Source organism: Shewanella sp. SM23 (assembly GCF_025654295.1).
GTDB classification, from domain to species: domain Bacteria; phylum Pseudomonadota; class Gammaproteobacteria; order Enterobacterales; family Shewanellaceae; genus Shewanella; species Shewanella oncorhynchi.
The window spans coordinates 42,399-57,639 of sequence record NZ_JAKKRM010000024.1 but is presented as its reverse complement, the minus strand read 5'-3'; the positions used below and the strand labels follow the sequence as shown (position 1 = coordinate 57,639).

Here is a 15,241-nt window from a genome sequence, read left to right as displayed (position 1 = left end):
TCAATTTTCGCGACAAAGGGCAGCAAGTCTTTGCGTCTAAGCATTTTCTTTTTGATTAACTTGCCCGCTTTATCGACGCCAACAGCATGAAAAACAGACTTTGCGATATCTAAACCGATTGTAGTAATCTTCATAGGTGGACCCGTCCTCTTTCTGATGAGTTTTAGCGACTACATCGTGGCCCATTGCGAGGCCGATTTAAAGTGGATGGGTCCATTCCATTATCCATGGCGAGACTCACGCAATTTGTCTATTCGCCCTGCGGCAACTCCGAGGGGATGGCGTATTCCTTTGATTGTTGAGTTGTCTGTTGGCCACTTAAAGCATTGAAGAGTTGTGGATGTCTTGTTTCACCGTTAAAGTGTTAAACTCATTGGTTATTTAACTAAGCGTGCCGTCATGATGCACTTCATTCCCAAAAGCATAATATGATAACAAGAACCCTATTTTTTATAGCGCTAATTCTATCAACAGCAGTAAACGCTTCAGAGAACTCTCAGACAACATTAAAATCGGCAGACGAACTTGTCACAGTAGAACAACTTTCAATACAGCTTAAAGAGCTTACAGCAAAGCTTGAGGCTGTATCTAAAGATAATACTGAGCTTAAAAATTCTATTATTCCAAATATTGAGGAAGCCAAAAAGCAAGTTACTCAAATTAACCGGAAAAATACAGAGATAGCTCAATATCTTAAAGAACAAAAAGTTAACTATGAATCGCTTGAAAAGAGAGATGTCGATTTACATCTTTTTATGGACTCACCTGACAAACCCGCGTGGATTAATTTTGGGGCGGCGATAGTTAGTATCGTAGGCTCGATTGGACTCTCACTCTATTTTCTTCATCGGACTCTACGAAGAGAAACAGATAAGCAGGTTGAACAAATCGAAATAGATGCAAGTAAGCGTATGGAAGAACATCTCGAACTTCTTAAAACTCAAGAGAAACAACATAATGATTCATTAGAAAGCAAAATTCAACTTGCTAAAAATGAACAGAAAGAACGTCACAAAGTCGTAATTGACGAATTTCGTCAAAAGTGGATTAACACCTTTCGAGATGAAGCTAGTAGTTATGTCAGAGTCGCAATTCAACTACTCTATTTCTATAAAATCGAGAAAGATATGCTTGAGATAGTTAAACATTTGAAAAGTGCTGAAAGACGGTGCGCTGTGTTTCGAGCTAAATTCCGTGAAGAAAATAGCGGATTGCCGCGAATCCTCTCTGAAGAAAACAATAATGATTATAGAGAATTAATGATTTACGAGAGGCAAGCAAGAGAATATTTTGACAGTGTCAAATCCACGTATGCAGAGCTTAAGAAACTTGAATCTGAACTAATTGAAAAGACTGTTAAGATTAGTTTTATGCTTAACCCAGATAAAGATGCAAACAGTTTAAATGATAAAGCTTTTGATAATAAGATTTTAGGATTAGTTACCTTTATAAATAATGCATTTATCTCAGAGGAAAGGGTATATCAAGCTCTTACAAACGAATCTCGTATCAAAGAAAAACTCGCAGAGTTTCAGCGCATCGTACCCTTAATGCTCAAAGCTGAATGGGATCGAGTGCAGAGAAAACAGCAGTAGTAAAAAATGATGAGACTATAAAATTTTCTGTGCAGGAATTAACGAGCCATCTATCTTTAAATTTACAGAGTGTATGCTCGTAAGAAAGGGTTCAGATTACTATCGGGGTTGGTAAGATTAAGCACTGTCATGGAAGTGACCGTTGACGGCATGGATGCCGTCGTCGAGCCCTCAGGGATGAGTTAATGGCGTGTCACTGGAATGACAGTGCTTAATCGCTGAAACAGAATGATGAACACCCTCTCTATGAGTCATTAATACAGCCTTGTATTTGTTCAATTCCTACCCTAAAAACAAAGTTCTGTTACCGAAAAGCTGGATTCCCGCCCACAAGCATTGCGTGAATGACAGTGCTTAATCAATGTAGTTCGACATCAGTGCAAATCAAGGTGCGGCATCATGTCATTCGTCTTGTGGCCCTTGTCTAGTGGATCAAACGCGCAGGCGGGTTTTCTTCTGTTATAATGCCTCCTCGATTTTTTGGAGGCGAGAATGGACGTATCTTCTTTACTAGACGGCCTGAATGATAAGCAGCGCGAGGCTGTCGCGGCACCGCAATCTAGCATGTTAGTGTTGGCGGGCGCGGGCAGTGGTAAAACTCGGGTGTTGACCCACCGCATTGCGTGGCTGATGCAGGTTGAACAGCAGAGTCCTTACTCGATTCTGGCGGTGACGTTTACCAATAAAGCTGCGGCTGAGATGCGCGAGCGAGTTGAAAAAGTCGCTGGCACCAATATGGGCCGCATGTGGATTGGCACGTTCCACGGCTTGGCGCATCGCTTGTTACGCACTCACTTCCAAGATGCGGGTTTACCGCAAAGCTTCCAAATCCTCGATTCTGACGATCAAGTACGCTTGATCAAACGTATTCTAAAAAGCCTAAATTTGGATGAGAAACAATATCCTCCACGCCAAGCTCAGGGTTATATCAATGGTAAAAAAGACCAAGGATTACGCCCTAAGCATATCGATGCGGGCGGTTTTCCGCTTGAGCAGAATCTGCTAAAAATCTATCAGGTTTACCAAGAGTCTTGTGACCGCGCTGGTTTAGTCGATTTTGCCGAAATCCTATTACGTGCCCATGAGTTATGGCTCAATAAGCCGCACTTGTTGGCCCATTATCAAGACAGATTTAAGCATATTTTGGTGGACGAGTTCCAAGATACCAACGCGATCCAATATGCGTGGATCCGCGTGCTTGCCGGTCAAACTGCCAATGTGATGATAGTCGGTGATGACGACCAATCGATTTACGGTTGGCGCGGTGCTCAGGTTGAAAACCTACACCGATTCTTAAAAGATTTTCCGAGTGCGACTACGATTCGCCTCGAGCAAAACTATCGCTCTAAGGGCAATATCCTTAAAGCGTCCAACGCCTTAATCGCCAATAACCCCGAACGTATGGGCAAAGAGCTGTGGACGGATGAAGCCGATGGCGATCCGATTTCGCTCTATTGCGCCTTTAATGAAATGGACGAGGCGCGCTTTATCGTCGGTCGAATTAATGATTGGCACGAAAAGGGCGGCAACCTTAGTGATTGTGCGATTTTATATCGTTCTAACGCTCAATCGCGGGTATTGGAAGAAGCCTTATTACACAAAGGCTTAGCCTATCGCATTTACGGCGGTTTACGCTTCTTCGAACGCCAAGAAATTAAAGATGCTATGGGTTACCTGCGGCTGATTAATAACAAAGACGACGATGCAGCGTTTGAGCGTGTAGTGAATACGCCGCCCCGTGGCATTGGCGATCGCACTTTAGATATTTTGCGCTCCACCGCGCGCCAGCATGAGTTAACCCTGTGGCAGGCGAGTGTGCGTTTACTCGACGAGAAAGTGCTCGCGGGCCGCGCAGCAAATTCTGTGCGTGGTTTCATGGACTTAATCATGACACTGCGTGAAGACACCCAAGATATGGTGCTGTATCGCATGGCCGATACTGTGATCCAAGCTTCGGGCCTTAAGGCCATGTATGAAGCCGAAAAGGGTGAAAAAGCCCACGCTAGAATCGAAAACTTAGAAGAACTTGTCACGGCGGCGCGTACCTTCGAAATGCCAGAAGAGCTGGAGGACATGGGCGAACTTAACGGTTTCCTATCCCACGCGGCGCTCGAAGCGGGCGAAGGTCAAGCCGATGCCTTTACCGATGCGGTGCAGCTAATGACGCTGCATTCTGCCAAAGGGCTAGAGTTCACTATGGTGTTCATGGCGGGTGTCGAAGAAGGGATCTTCCCGAGTAAAATGGCGCTCGAAGAGGGCGATAGACTCGATGAAGAACGCCGTCTCTGCTATGTGGGCATGACCCGCGCCATGGAAAAACTCTACATAACTTATGCGGAATCGCGGCGCATTTATGGCCGCGAAGATTACGCGCGGCCATCGCGTTTTATCAAAGAGATCCCGCCGCAATATGTGGATGAAATCCGTCTTAAGGCGCAGGTTTCAACACCGATGGTGAATAATCGTTTCAGCGCCCAAAAATCGGCTGCCACAAACGATACGGGTTTTAACGTCGGCCAACGAGTCAATCACCCTAAATTTGGTGAAGGTAAAGTGACCAACTTTGAGGGCAGCGGTGCCCAAGGGCGAGTTCAAGTGAGCTTTACTGACTTTGGCAGCAAGTGGTTAGTGGTGGCTTACGCTCGGTTAGAGGCGCTTTAATACCTGCCCTGAACGCGATGAATGTCAGCTTTTTATGACACGCTTTTAGGGCGTAAATTCGCATCGGGAGAAGCATGGGTATATGATGCTAATCCTGAAACCGAGTGGAAACTTGAGGGTATTGGGAGTACCTAGTTAATGAATTTAAAGCAGAAGTGGGATGTGTATTCCCGTCTTACTCGAATCGACCGTCCCATAGGTACGCTATTGCTGATGTGGCCATGCTTGATGGCGCTGATGTTAGCGGCGGGTGGTATGCCCGATCTTAAGGTATTGATCATCTTTATTATTGGCGTGGTGATCATGCGTGCCTGTGGCTGCATTATTAACGACTATGCCGATCGTGACCTCGACTCTTTTGTGGAACGCACTAAATCTCGGCCGCTGGCCAGTGGCGAAATCAGCACGAAAGAAGCCTTGATACTGTTCGTCGTTTTAGGTTTATCTGCTTTTGGTTTAGTCTTATTACTCAATGGATTAGTGGTTAAATTATCCGTTGTTGGTATTATCCTCACGATCATTTATCCCTTCACTAAACGCATCACCAATATGCCGCAGATGTTTCTAGGCGTGGTGTGGAGTTGGTCTATCCCTATGGCTTACGCCGCACAGACGGGTGAAGTACCCATCGAGGCTTGGTGGTTATTTGCGGCCAATTGGTTTTGGACTGTCGCCTACGATACCATGTATGCCATGGTCGATAGGGATGATGATTTAAAGGTGGGCATTAAATCCACTGCAATTTTGTTCGGTAAATATGACCGCCAAATCATAGGGCTATTTCAGCTTGCTGCGCTGGCTTGTTTTATCGCCGCCGGTTGGAGCGCCGATCGTGGTTTACTCTATGGCCTAGGTTTACTGACTTTTGTCGGTTTTAGTACTTACCAGCAAATGCTGATCTTTGATCGCGAACGAGCCCCTTGTTTTAAAGCGTTTCTCAATAACAATTGGGCTGGACTCGCATTATTTGTTGGGCTGGGCGCCGATTATTTAGTTTAGTGAGCATCATTTTTGTTGTGGAAGATCCTGATGGATCATCCACTGATTCTGTGGCGCTAATATTTGTTCTAAATCAATCTGGTGGATGTTGTCTTGGGAGATGACCTTGATAACTGGGCTCACTCTGTGGGGATAAGGCACACCTTCGAGTGCGCGTATTGCGAGATCGATGGCAATTCGAGCCTGCAATACTGGTGAGTCGCTGACCGTCGCGAGTAGCTGTTTTTTCTGCACTAATTCTATGGTCTGTGCATTCGAGTAGAATGCGATGACTTTTCCCGTTTTATTCCTACGCCCGTCTAAATAGCGCGCCGCAAAAGTAGCAGCAACTGCATTGGCGATCACATAATCTACACTTTGTTTAGTAAGCACTTTTCGCACTAAATCAGCTTGAATAAATAACTCTGTAGTGCCAAACCCTCCTTCAATTGTGTCGAACTCTTGTTTGGCTGCCGCCCGCCTAAATCCTTGTTCCGCCGCCATAACCCAAGAGGCGTCCTTAGGTCCAGGAAACCAAGCAACTTTAAGTTTCGCAGGCGCTTTATCGACAGGGTCTCGTTGCTGCGATGCAATATACTCAATCGCCGCCGCAGACATATCTTCAAAGCTGACTAAGGAACGACTCGTGAGTTTGTCGGTCGCGATACCATTCACTAAATCAATAACAGGAATGCCCACAGCAGAGAGTTGTTCGATATCCGCAATCAGTCCGTCAGCCGTATTCGCAGCAATAATATAGGCTTGAGCTTTGAGGGCTTGGCAATCATAGAGTTGTTGTTTTTGTTGCTCAATATTGTCATATCCTCCAGCATCATAAATGCCGAGAGTTACACCTTGACGTTCGGCTTCCTGCGATAACCCAAAGGCGACGCCCCACCAATATTGGTCTTTACCATGGGGAAGTAAGGCGCAGATCCGCCATGGTTTATTGGCTTGAGTGAGTGGTGTGTATGCCGTTTTTTTGCCATCAGCAATCACATCGGTGGGATACCAAGTTGCCTGCACTGCAAAGGTGAAACTATAGAGGATTAAGGTGAGGCAAATCCTGAGGGAGTAAGCGAAGAATGCAGTAAAGTGCATAGGATCATCATGTTAAGTTAACAATAGATTAAGCATAGATGAATGATCCATAGTTGCTAAGTCGATGCTAAATAAAGCTGATTTATTCTTAATAACCAGTGCCATGAAGTGTTATGACACTTTTATGATGGGCTGCAGAGTGGTTGAAATTGTAGGGTAGTCTTACATTAGCAGGCTTTACGCTTTGACTTGTTCACTGAATGCTTAAGTTTACATTTCACGCTTAAGGCTTAATTGCCACAGCTGGTTTTTGCCATAGTGCTTAGTCTATAGTCATTGGCTTATAGTGGTTTTTTATGATCAATTTCATGCTTAGGTAACAAGGAATCGTTATGTTTATTCCGTCAGGATTTGCACGGGTTAGCCCGTATATGATGATCGCTGATGCCGATAGTTTAGTGGTTTTTTTACAGCAAGCCTTTGATGCTAAAGCGCTACATATTTCCCGTCGGGCTGATGGCAAAATAGCTAATGCACAGATGCAAATCGGCGACTGTTTATTTATGTTGAGTGAGGCGAGTGAAGCTTTTCCGCCTATGCCCGCATCCTATTATTTATATGTGGAAAATGCCGATAAAACGGTGGCTCAGGCACTCGCCGCTGCGGGTGAATTGGTGATGGAAGTGGCGAATATGCCCTATGGCGATCGCCAAGGTGGAGTGCGGGATCCCGTGGGCAATCTGTGGTGGATCTCCCAGCGTTTAGCCGCAGGGCCATATCAGGATTGATCGTCAAGTGATAACCAGTCAAAGGAGATGATGTATGCCGTGCCAGTTAACCCGATTATTTGGAATCGAATTGCCGATTATTCAAGCGCCTATGGCGGGTGTTCAGGGCAGTGCCTTAGCGATAGCCGTGTCGCAAGCGGGGGCGTTGGGATCTTTGCCCTGCGCCATGTTATCCCTCGAAGCCTTAGATACCGCCTTGACACATATTCGCACCCAGACGACTAAGCCCATCAATGTAAACTTCTTTTGTCATCACGAACCTGAACCGCAAGCAGCGAAACAAGCCGCATGGCTTAATCAACTCGCGCCTTATTTTTCTGAGTTGGGTGTCAATCCTGATAGCCAAACCGTGGGGGCACAACGCGCGCCATATACCAGCACCCAGGCTGCAGTGTTAGCTAAATTTAAACCTGAGGTGGTGAGTTTTCATTTTGGCTTACCGAATGAAGATTTGTTGCTGGAGATAAAGTCTTGGGGTTCAAAAATCATTTCGACAGCGACAACTGTAGAAGAAGCCCTATGGCTTGAAGCGCGTGGTGCGGATGCCATTATTGCGCAGGGTTTAGAGGCCGGAGGTCACAGGGGGCATTTTTTATCCGATGATTTAACCGAGCAATTAGGCACTTTTAGTCTATTGCCGCAAATCATTGCCGCCGTTGATATTCCTGTTATTGCAGCGGGTGGCATAGTCGATGCAAAGACAGTGCGCGCCGCTATGGCGATGGGCGCTTCGGCGGTGCAAGTGGGGACGGCATACTTACTCTGTCCTGAATGCACCACCAGTGATATTCACCGTGCCGCTCTGCAAAGTGAGGCCGCGCAGCATACGGCTCTGACTAACTTATTCACTGGTCGACCCGCCCGTGGAATTATGAATCGTTTTATGGCAGAGCTTGGCCCCATCAATAATGCCGCACCGGATTTTCCGCTCGCCTCAAGCGCCGTCGCAGTATTGCGAAGCGCCGCTGAACAACAAGGATTTGGTGATTTTAGCCCACTTTGGTGCGGCCAAAATGCAACAGGTTGTCAGGCTATTCCCGCCGCAGAGCTGACGAGGCAATTGGCGTTAGGTTTGATGGTCTAAGATATTGTTGGATAGGTTATTAATACTCATTGTTATGCTCATCAAGGCTTACATTTAATATAGCTAAATTAGCGGCTTGTTAGTTTATACTCGTCGTTTAAAGGTTGGTTGGTGGTTAGACTGCCGCTTCTTTTAAATTATGTTTTTTCTGTACAAATGGCTGCAAATCACTGGCCCTATAGTCGTGGGTGCGAGTGTTCTATAGATTTAAGGAAAACAATATGTTGTTACGTAAAATCATTGTTATGTGCCTTGCTGTTATGAGTTTTGCTACGTTTGCTGGCAATAAAGCCTATCAAGATATCGCACTTAAAACCTATCCAGATCAGCAGCAAGTGACTTTAGCCAGTGTTGCGGGTGACAAGCCGATATACCTAAAGTTTTGGGCGACCTGGTGCCAACCTTGTATGGAACAAATGCCGCATTTTGAAGCCCTGCAGAAGAAATATCAGGACAAGATTAATATCGTCGCGGTGAACATCAATATTAATGAAGAGCAACCTAAGATTGCTGACGTTATCGCGCGTTTCGGGCTCACTATGCCCGTGTGGTTGGATAATGAAGGCGAGCTGGGTGTGGCTTTAGGTTTGGTCGGTACACCCTATAGTGTATTAATCAATCGTGCTGGTGATGTGGTTTACACTAGCCATGAGTCTGATGCCAATTTAGATAAATTTATCGATATGTTGGCGAATGGCCAAGAGTTGACTGCGCAGACAACGGAGGCACCCAGTGCCGAACAAACAGCTAAGTTACTGAAACCTTGGGAACAAGGTGAGCATTTACTTTTTTTTACCGCAACATGGTGTGATTGGTATTTGGCTGATAGCCGCCCAGAAATGTCTAAAGAGTGTATTGCTGTTCAAAAAGGTTTAAATAATCTCGCGCAAAAAGTGCCTAATAAATCGTGGCACGGTGTGGTCAATCATTTGTGGACAGACAATAAAGCGCTCGAAGATTTTAAGCAGCTTTATCAAACTCAAGTCGATTTTAGTATCGATGAATTAGGTGTGTTATTTAATCATTTTAAAATCCGCAATATTCCTACTTTACTGTGGGTTAAGGATGGTAAAGTTATTCAGCGTATTACTGATTTTAGCCAGCCAGAGAAAGTAGTTGAGCAACTTTCGGCTCAATAAGCTCATTCCAAATGTTGGGCCTTTGATAGATATCCAAAGGCCTTTTGTCTTCAAAGATTGAATAGATACACAGCTCAATATTCGGTGTTAAAGTCATTGCCCATGGGAAGCACTGCGCAATAAACTGATTCGTAGAACGAGTTGGTTAAGCAGTAACCTTGTTTGGTGTGATGCAGAGTGTTTTCCATTTTATCGTTGAATTTTATTGTGGGGGGTTTTAGCACTATGACGCCGATTTTCAGTAATGCCGCTATTGGTCGTAGTTTGTTGGTTTTGCTCTTGTGTGCTGGCGTATTCTTTTTTATCGATTTTTTAGTGCCCGCCTTAGCTGCATTGATTGTGTGTTTTTCAAGTTGGCCTCTCTATCAAAAACTATTGGCAAAATGCGGTGGTCGCTCGGCGTTGGCGGCAACTATTGCCCTGTGTTGTATTGTGCTCGGGCTGATTATTCCGCTGGTGTTTGTATTTTCCTATGCGTTACAAGAGATTAGAACTTGGGTTGATTGGTTGGTGTTTACTAACCAACATGGTTCGCCCGTGCCCTTGTGGATCAAAGACTTACCTTGGATGGGTGAATGGTTAACCCTGCAATGGCAGCAGTTTATTGGTGAACCCCATGAATTAGGCCAAATTATCAGTGCCATTAGTGGCCAGAATTTGAGTGGCATTTCCCGTTGGGTGCTGCAATTGGGTTGGAATACTTTAGGGTTGTTATTGACCTTACTTTTTATGCTGATCACTTTGTTTTTCCTCTATAAAGATGGTCCGCAAGTGGCTAAGCAGTTGGATATCGTGGGTGAGCGAGTGCTGCCTGCTCGCTGGCATAGTTTTTCCCGTGTGGTGCCTGCAACAGTCAGTTCTACCGTGATAGGTATGACGCTTATCGCAATTGGTGAGGGTATAGTGCTGGGGATTGCCTATTGGATTGCGGGAGTACCTTCGGCCGTGGCTTTTGGGGTGTTAACTGCCTTTATGGCCTTGGTTCCTGGCGGCGCGCCAACCATGTTTACCTTGATTTCACTCTATCTTGTCGGCACTGGCGATATGACGGCGGGTGTCGGCTTGTTCCTTTGGGGCAGTATAGAGCTGTTTATTGTTGATAAAACCTTAAGGCCTAATCTTGTCGGTGGGCCGATTAAATTGCCTTTCTTACCGACTTTTTTCGGTCTGATCGGCGGCGTAAAAACCATGGGTTTTGTCGGTTTGTTTGTTGGTCCAGTATTGATGGCCCTGCTGGTGGCCATTTGGCGTGAGTGGTTAAGGGAAGAACCCGAAACGATAATGGATAAACAGGAGGATAAATAGTCGCTAAAGCTTCATTTCTCTAAGGTATTTTTGCGCTCATCGGTGTAAAACCACCAAGGTTTAGGATCTTCACCTGCCATAAAACGGGTGATGGAGATAAACACATCGAGCATACAGGGGTCGTGTCTCTGGCCCGTTTTGTCGCACAGCGTTTGATACAGCTCGTAGGGGTTTCTATCTAACAGCTGCTCAGGCTTATCTATGCCAAGCAAACGTAAATCCGCCGCACAGGCTTTGCCAATATTGGGTAAATCAGTCAATTGCTTAACCTCGGCACGCACGACTTTTGCAGGATTCATACGGATTGCCTCGTTAAAACACACGCTGAAAAGTCATTACTGCTGGATAATCGCTTAGGCGAGATAATTGCCTTGGCGAAATAAGAGCCTGCAAATAACAGGCTCATAAACAAAGCTATCAAATCTAGGCTTTAACCAGTGTAGTCAGATCCGCTGGGCGGTAGTAAACCGATTTTAGTACCTTACCTTGGCGAACCACTTTACCTGCCATTTCCACATCTTTAGCGCATTTCGCTATGATGAAATCACCTTGCTGACTACCGACAATTTCAACACCTTGCTTGGCATAGAAGGCTATGGTCTCGGCAAGTTCTTGCTCGTTACGGCACACTTTACTCATATTGCTCGAGTGGACTTCATCCCAGCAGCTAATAAAGTCGATTTCACGGTTTTGAGCCACGCAAAGCAACAAGTCAATCAGGTAACTGATTTCGAGTCTGTCGGTCATGGCCTGTGCGCCTAAATGCACCAAACGCCCCATTAACACGTATACAGAATCGACTATGGCATCGGCCTGTTCGATACGGCTATCGGCTTCTGCAAGTTCAGTTAACTCCTCAATAATCAGTGAAGTATGTAAGGTGTCGGCCTTGTCATCTAAAGAATCAACATCATTAACGGGCAAGTCGAAGGTGCTACGAAACTCACTGATATCACGATATAAGTGGTCATAAATAGGTTGAGTTAAGCGGGTGAGTTTCATCTGATTTGCCTTGAAATAAAGAGTTTGGCGGCAATTTTAAAGAAATGCGTCGCAGAATACAAAGATGGGGCAGAGATAAAAATACCCGCAGCCAAATAGGCGGCAGCGGGTTTCGGTAAATTTTGGCGGATGACCGAATGGAGAAATATATTGTGAGCCTGTGTGGCTCCCGCTGAATGAACAGATATTTAATACGATTGGTATTATTGGCCGTATTTTGCAATCAGTTGATCAAGATAAGGGCCAACGTCTTTATCAGCCCAATCGAGATATCCCCGCACAAAACCGACAAGATTACCTTTAGCATCAAAAATATAACTGGCGGGTACGACATTCGCGGGAATGATTTGTTCTATGTTTTGCTCTGGGTCAAGCCAAGTGGCGTAGCCGCTAAAGCCATGTTGGTTAAGAAAAGGGCGTACATCTTTAGATTCTTCATCGATAGAGATTGGAATGATGGCGATATTCTTCCCTTGATACTGCTGCTTAAGTTTTTGGAGTTCTGGAATTTCCCTTAAACAGGGGGCGCACCAGGTTGCCCAAAGATTAACTAAAACCAATTTTCCTTGGTGCTGTTTTAGGGTTTGGGTTTGTCCTGATTCATCAATAAAGGGAACTTCTGGTACGCCGCGTGCGTGCTGCATTTCTATAAAACCAGTCATCACTAGGGGCTTAGGGAGGGGCTCTCCCGTACTGTAGAGTTTATTGTCTAGTGAGTGGGCTGAGCTGCTATTAGAAAACAGACCCAAACACGCCAGTAGAACAAAGGGAAAATAGTGTGATTTCATCTGGTTATCCTTTACTTCAAATAGTCGTTTGTGTTTTTCTACGGGTTACCAATGCGAGACACAACCCAACACCAAGCACTAATAACAGCAGTGGCCCAAACCAAAGTGCGAAGGTGGAGGCTTTAAATTCAGGTTGATAACGGATTTTTTGACCATAGCGTTGCACCATAAAATCGATAATCTCATCTTGGCTTTGCCCCTGTTCCAGCATCGAGAATATTTGTGCTTTGAGCTCGTGGGCGATTGGCGCCTGTGATTCAAATAGGCTCTGATTCGTCGCCATAGGGCAACGCAGCACTTTACTGATATCTATTGCCTGTTGCTGGTAGGAAAGGCTTGATATGGGCTGAGCTTGCGCGACGGATAAGCATGGGATCCCTATCCCACATAAGGTGATAGGGAGCAGTAAGACTAAAAAGCGCAATATTGGATTCATTAGGCAAGTGTCTCCTGTGGTTTGTGATGGGATAGGTTACCTAAGGTTGTTAAATCAGCTTGGTAGCTAAAATGGCGAGTAGGCCAAGCGGCAATCGCTCCACCTAGCATCATTAATAGCGCACCAAGCCAGATCCAACTCGCAAGGGGTTTATAGCTGATGCGGATAAGGTATTCGCTGTCACTTAATTGCAGCCCCATAGACACATAAATATCCCGCCAGAATCCATGATCGATACCCGCGTGGGACATTTCCATCCCATTGCTTTTAAAGGTTTGCCGTTGTGGTGTGATATAGCCTAAAACCCGTTCATCATTCGCTGCATCGCGGATACTGATATTGGCCTGAATGGCGGTAAAGCTGCTCGTTTCAACATTCTCAGTGCTTTCATACACTAAGACATAACTCGCTAAAGGCTTACCTTGACCAGGCCCCATTCGCAGTAGGGCTTCCTGTTCAAAAAAGGAGACGGATGTTGCACCAATAATAGTGATAGCCACCCCAAAGTGGGCGAATAGCATGGCTATAAACCCTTGTTTTGATGATTTAACGGGAGGATTTAAGCCGTGCTCATTGCGGTTTTGAGTTAATTGACGGGCATATATTCGTCTACCTAATCCCGAGGCTGCCAATATCGTGAGCAATAAACACACCAGCAACCAAAGTGCTGCGGCAGTGCCAAGGAGTAAAAATAAGCTATTGCCCGAGGCGGCCTGTAAGCTTACCCAGCCAGCGACGGCTAATATCACTAGGCTAGGAATGAGCAAGGAAGCGATACGAGTCTTTGAGGCATTTTGCCATTGCGCTATTTGCCATTGCACTAAGGGCGCAATGCCCATTAACAGGACAAGCAAGAAAGTGAGGGGGACAAATATAGCGTTGAAATAAGGGGCCCCCACTGAAAGTGTACCTAAATCGAGTAGCTCATAGATCAAAGGGTAAAATGTACCGAGTAATACGGAAAACCCTGCTACGACTAAGATAACGATCCCGAGCAGTAACAGCGTTTCCTTACTGAAAAGCGCGAAAGTCACATCCTGTTTTAAATGGTGGGCTTTGAGTGCAAAAATGAGTAACGCAGCCCCAACAAAAATCACTAATAAGCAGAGGATTGACATGCCACGGGTCGGATCGGCGGCAAAGGCATGTACCGATTGCACTATGCCGGAGCGCACCAAAAAGCTGCCGAGTAAACTGAGTGAAAATGCCAATAAGCACAGCAGTAAAGTCGTGAGTTTAAAGCCATGAGTATGTTGAGTGAGAATGAGGGAATGCACTAATGCTGTTGCCACAAGCCAAGGAATAAAGGAGGCGTTTTCTACCGGATCCCAAAACCACCAGCCACCCCAACCCAGTTCGTTATAGGCCCACCAAGACCCAAAGGCATTGCCGCCCGTTAGAAACACCCAGGCTAATAATACCCAAGGTCGTAAATAGTTAATTTGACGGGTATTAAAGCCACCACCGAGCAGTGATGCTAACGCTGCGGCAAAGCAAACAGTGAGGCCAACATAACCAAGAAAGAGCATGGGTGGATGCAGTATGAGTCCTATGTCTTGCAAAATAGGGTTAAGATCTCGCCCTTCAATCGGAATGTTAGGTAATAAACGGGCAAAGGGATTAGAGGTAAAGAGTAAAAATAGGTTAAAACCTAGGATCACTAACGCCAAAATGGCCAACAGCCTCGCAAAATACAGGGCGTCTTGGTATTTATCGCTGGCCTTATCCTGAGTGCAATCCGCCATCTTTATGCGATAACTAATGATCGCGCCCCAAAGGGCAATCGCAAATATCCAAAACAGCATTGACCCTTCGTGGCTGCCCCAAACGGCGGCCACTTTGTAACCCAATGCTAATTGGCTATTCGAGTGGTTTGCGACATAAGCAACAGAAAAATCATCAGTGACAAAGCCATAAATTAAGCAAAGAAGTGAAACAAATACCGAGGTAAATATAGCTCTAAAGAGTATCGGGCTTAATCCTACCAGATAGGCATTATTCTGCTTAATACCGATTAAAGGTAGTGCTGCAGAAAATAATGCCAATACGCTACTGATGATCAGTAATATATGTCCAATTTCTGGAAGCATAGTTGTCATTTATTATGCCTTAGAATAATGTGGTCGCGGTAATATAGTGTTTACAGTTGGCTATTTTACCCGTGTGATTTTTACATGCTGATTTTTATTAAGTTCGCTCAGAAACTTGAGTTATTTTCTTGTGATTTTAAATTTACATATAATCTTTTCGTAGTAAAAGTCAGTTTAATCACAAGATTTAATCACTGTTGATTTTAAGATTAGTCGAGTTTCGCATTTAATAATGTGATCTTATCCGTTATTAAATCATTCCTTTTTACGCTTGATGTTTTTTGAAAAGTAAAACGCATTTTTAGTTTTTTTTATAACTGAAATGTGCTTTTTA

The 15,241-nt window shown here is 45.0% G+C and carries 13 protein-coding genes and 1 pseudogene; 7 read left to right on the top strand and 7 right to left on the bottom strand.

Annotated elements, in window-relative coordinates:
* A pseudogene (locus L5L98_RS20385) lies at positions 1-134 on the bottom strand (IS110 family transposase); the annotation flags it as partial.
* Positions 135-428: 294 nt separating this feature from the next.
* On the opposite strand from L5L98_RS20385, the gene L5L98_RS20380 reads away from it, so the two are divergent.
* The 3 genes from L5L98_RS20380 (at position 429) to ubiA (ending at position 5,255) form a co-directional block, all read left to right on the top strand.
* Positions 429-1,595 carry a hypothetical protein gene (locus L5L98_RS20380; protein ID WP_263143161.1) on the top strand — a complete coding sequence of 389 codons (1,167 nt, stop codon included), beginning with the start codon at positions 429-431 and terminating at the stop codon, positions 1,593-1,595.
* 492 nt (positions 1,596-2,087) lie between these two features.
* A complete protein-coding gene (gene uvrD / locus L5L98_RS20375) occupies positions 2,088-4,256 on the top strand; it encodes a DNA helicase II (protein WP_263143159.1) in 2,169 nt (722 codons plus the stop codon).
* A 138-nt stretch (positions 4,257-4,394) separates the two neighbouring features.
* On the top strand, positions 4,395-5,255 hold the full coding sequence (ubiA, locus tag L5L98_RS20370) for a 4-hydroxybenzoate octaprenyltransferase (RefSeq protein ID WP_168827752.1): 861 nt from the start codon (positions 4,395-4,397) through the stop codon (positions 5,253-5,255).
* Between the two features lie 6 nt (positions 5,256-5,261).
* On the opposite strand, the gene torT is transcribed toward ubiA, so the two are convergent.
* On the bottom strand, positions 5,262-6,335 hold the full coding sequence (gene torT, locus L5L98_RS20365) for a TMAO reductase system periplasmic protein TorT (RefSeq protein WP_263143157.1): 1,074 nt from the start codon (positions 6,333-6,335) through the stop codon (positions 5,262-5,264).
* A 332-nt stretch (positions 6,336-6,667) separates the two neighbouring features.
* Here torT and L5L98_RS20360 point away from each other — a divergent pair, with 332 nt between their 5' ends.
* The 4 genes from L5L98_RS20360 (at position 6,668) to L5L98_RS20345 (ending at position 10,591) form a co-directional block, all read left to right on the top strand.
* Positions 6,668-7,063 carry a VOC family protein gene (locus L5L98_RS20360; RefSeq protein WP_212599588.1) on the top strand — a complete coding sequence of 132 codons (396 nt, stop codon included), beginning with the start codon at positions 6,668-6,670 and terminating at the stop codon, positions 7,061-7,063.
* Between the two features lie 34 nt (positions 7,064-7,097).
* Positions 7,098-8,147 carry an NAD(P)H-dependent flavin oxidoreductase gene (locus L5L98_RS20355; protein WP_263143156.1) on the top strand — a complete coding sequence of 350 codons (1,050 nt, stop codon included), beginning with the start codon at positions 7,098-7,100 and terminating at the stop codon, positions 8,145-8,147.
* Positions 8,148-8,368: 221 nt separating this feature from the next.
* A complete protein-coding gene (locus L5L98_RS20350) occupies positions 8,369-9,286 on the top strand; it encodes a TlpA family protein disulfide reductase (protein WP_263143154.1) in 918 nt (305 codons plus the stop codon).
* A 225-nt stretch (positions 9,287-9,511) separates the two neighbouring features.
* A complete protein-coding gene (locus L5L98_RS20345) occupies positions 9,512-10,591 on the top strand; it encodes an AI-2E family transporter (RefSeq protein ID WP_131524227.1) in 1,080 nt (359 codons plus the stop codon).
* Positions 10,592-10,602: 11 nt separating this feature from the next.
* Here the strand turns inward: L5L98_RS20345 and L5L98_RS20340 are convergent, their stop codons facing one another.
* The 5 genes from L5L98_RS20340 to L5L98_RS20320 form a co-directional block, all read right to left on the bottom strand.
* On the bottom strand, positions 10,603-10,890 hold the full coding sequence (locus L5L98_RS20340) for a helix-hairpin-helix domain-containing protein (protein ID WP_168827746.1): 288 nt from the start codon (positions 10,888-10,890) through the stop codon (positions 10,603-10,605).
* 124 nt (positions 10,891-11,014) lie between these two features.
* Positions 11,015-11,593, bottom strand: coding sequence for a nucleoside triphosphate pyrophosphohydrolase family protein (locus tag L5L98_RS20335; protein WP_105250355.1), 579 nt, complete (start codon positions 11,591-11,593; stop codon positions 11,015-11,017).
* Between the two features lie 203 nt (positions 11,594-11,796).
* Positions 11,797-12,381, bottom strand: a complete 585-nt coding sequence (locus L5L98_RS20330) for a TlpA family protein disulfide reductase (RefSeq protein ID WP_212599594.1) — start codon at positions 12,379-12,381, stop codon at positions 11,797-11,799.
* 16 nt (positions 12,382-12,397) lie between these two features.
* Positions 12,398-12,817: a cytochrome c-type biogenesis protein CcmH gene (locus tag L5L98_RS20325; RefSeq protein ID WP_105250353.1), complete on the bottom strand. Its 420-nt coding sequence runs from the start codon at positions 12,815-12,817 to the stop codon at positions 12,398-12,400.
* A complete protein-coding gene (locus tag L5L98_RS20320) occupies positions 12,817-14,916 on the bottom strand; it encodes a heme lyase CcmF/NrfE family subunit (protein WP_263143150.1) in 2,100 nt (699 codons plus the stop codon). The genes L5L98_RS20325 and L5L98_RS20320 overlap by 1 nt, the downstream gene beginning before the upstream one ends.
* Between the last annotated feature and the right edge of the window lie 325 nt (positions 14,917-15,241).

Excerpts from the sequence above, each read along its gene's own strand:
- L5L98_RS20350 (WP_263143154.1), top strand. The coding sequence starts at position 8,369 with ATGTTGTTACGTAAAATCATTGTTATGTGCCTTGCTGTTATGAGTTTT.
- L5L98_RS20360 (WP_212599588.1), top strand. The coding sequence starts at position 6,668 with ATGTTTATTCCGTCAGGATTTGCACGGGTTAGCCCGTATATGATGATC.
- ubiA (WP_168827752.1), top strand. The coding sequence starts at position 4,395 with ATGAATTTAAAGCAGAAGTGGGATGTGTATTCCCGTCTTACTCGAATC.
- L5L98_RS20345 (WP_131524227.1), top strand. The coding sequence starts at position 9,512 with ATGACGCCGATTTTCAGTAATGCCGCTATTGGTCGTAGTTTGTTGGTT.
- uvrD (WP_263143159.1), top strand. The coding sequence starts at position 2,088 with ATGGACGTATCTTCTTTACTAGACGGCCTGAATGATAAGCAGCGCGAG.
- L5L98_RS20330 (WP_212599594.1), bottom strand. The coding sequence starts at position 12,381 with ATGAAATCACACTATTTTCCCTTTGTTCTACTGGCGTGTTTGGGTCTG.
- L5L98_RS20335 (WP_105250355.1), bottom strand. The coding sequence starts at position 11,593 with ATGAAACTCACCCGCTTAACTCAACCTATTTATGACCACTTATATCGT.
- L5L98_RS20320 (WP_263143150.1), bottom strand. The coding sequence starts at position 14,916 with ATGACAACTATGCTTCCAGAAATTGGACATATATTACTGATCATCAGT.
- L5L98_RS20340 (WP_168827746.1), bottom strand. The coding sequence starts at position 10,890 with ATGAATCCTGCAAAAGTCGTGCGTGCCGAGGTTAAGCAATTGACTGAT.
- L5L98_RS20325 (WP_105250353.1), bottom strand. The coding sequence starts at position 12,817 with ATGAATCCAATATTGCGCTTTTTAGTCTTACTGCTCCCTATCACCTTA.
- torT (WP_263143157.1), bottom strand. The coding sequence starts at position 6,335 with ATGCACTTTACTGCATTCTTCGCTTACTCCCTCAGGATTTGCCTCACC.
- L5L98_RS20380 (WP_263143161.1), top strand. The coding sequence starts at position 429 with ATGATAACAAGAACCCTATTTTTTATAGCGCTAATTCTATCAACAGCA.
- L5L98_RS20355 (WP_263143156.1), top strand. The coding sequence starts at position 7,098 with ATGCCGTGCCAGTTAACCCGATTATTTGGAATCGAATTGCCGATTATT.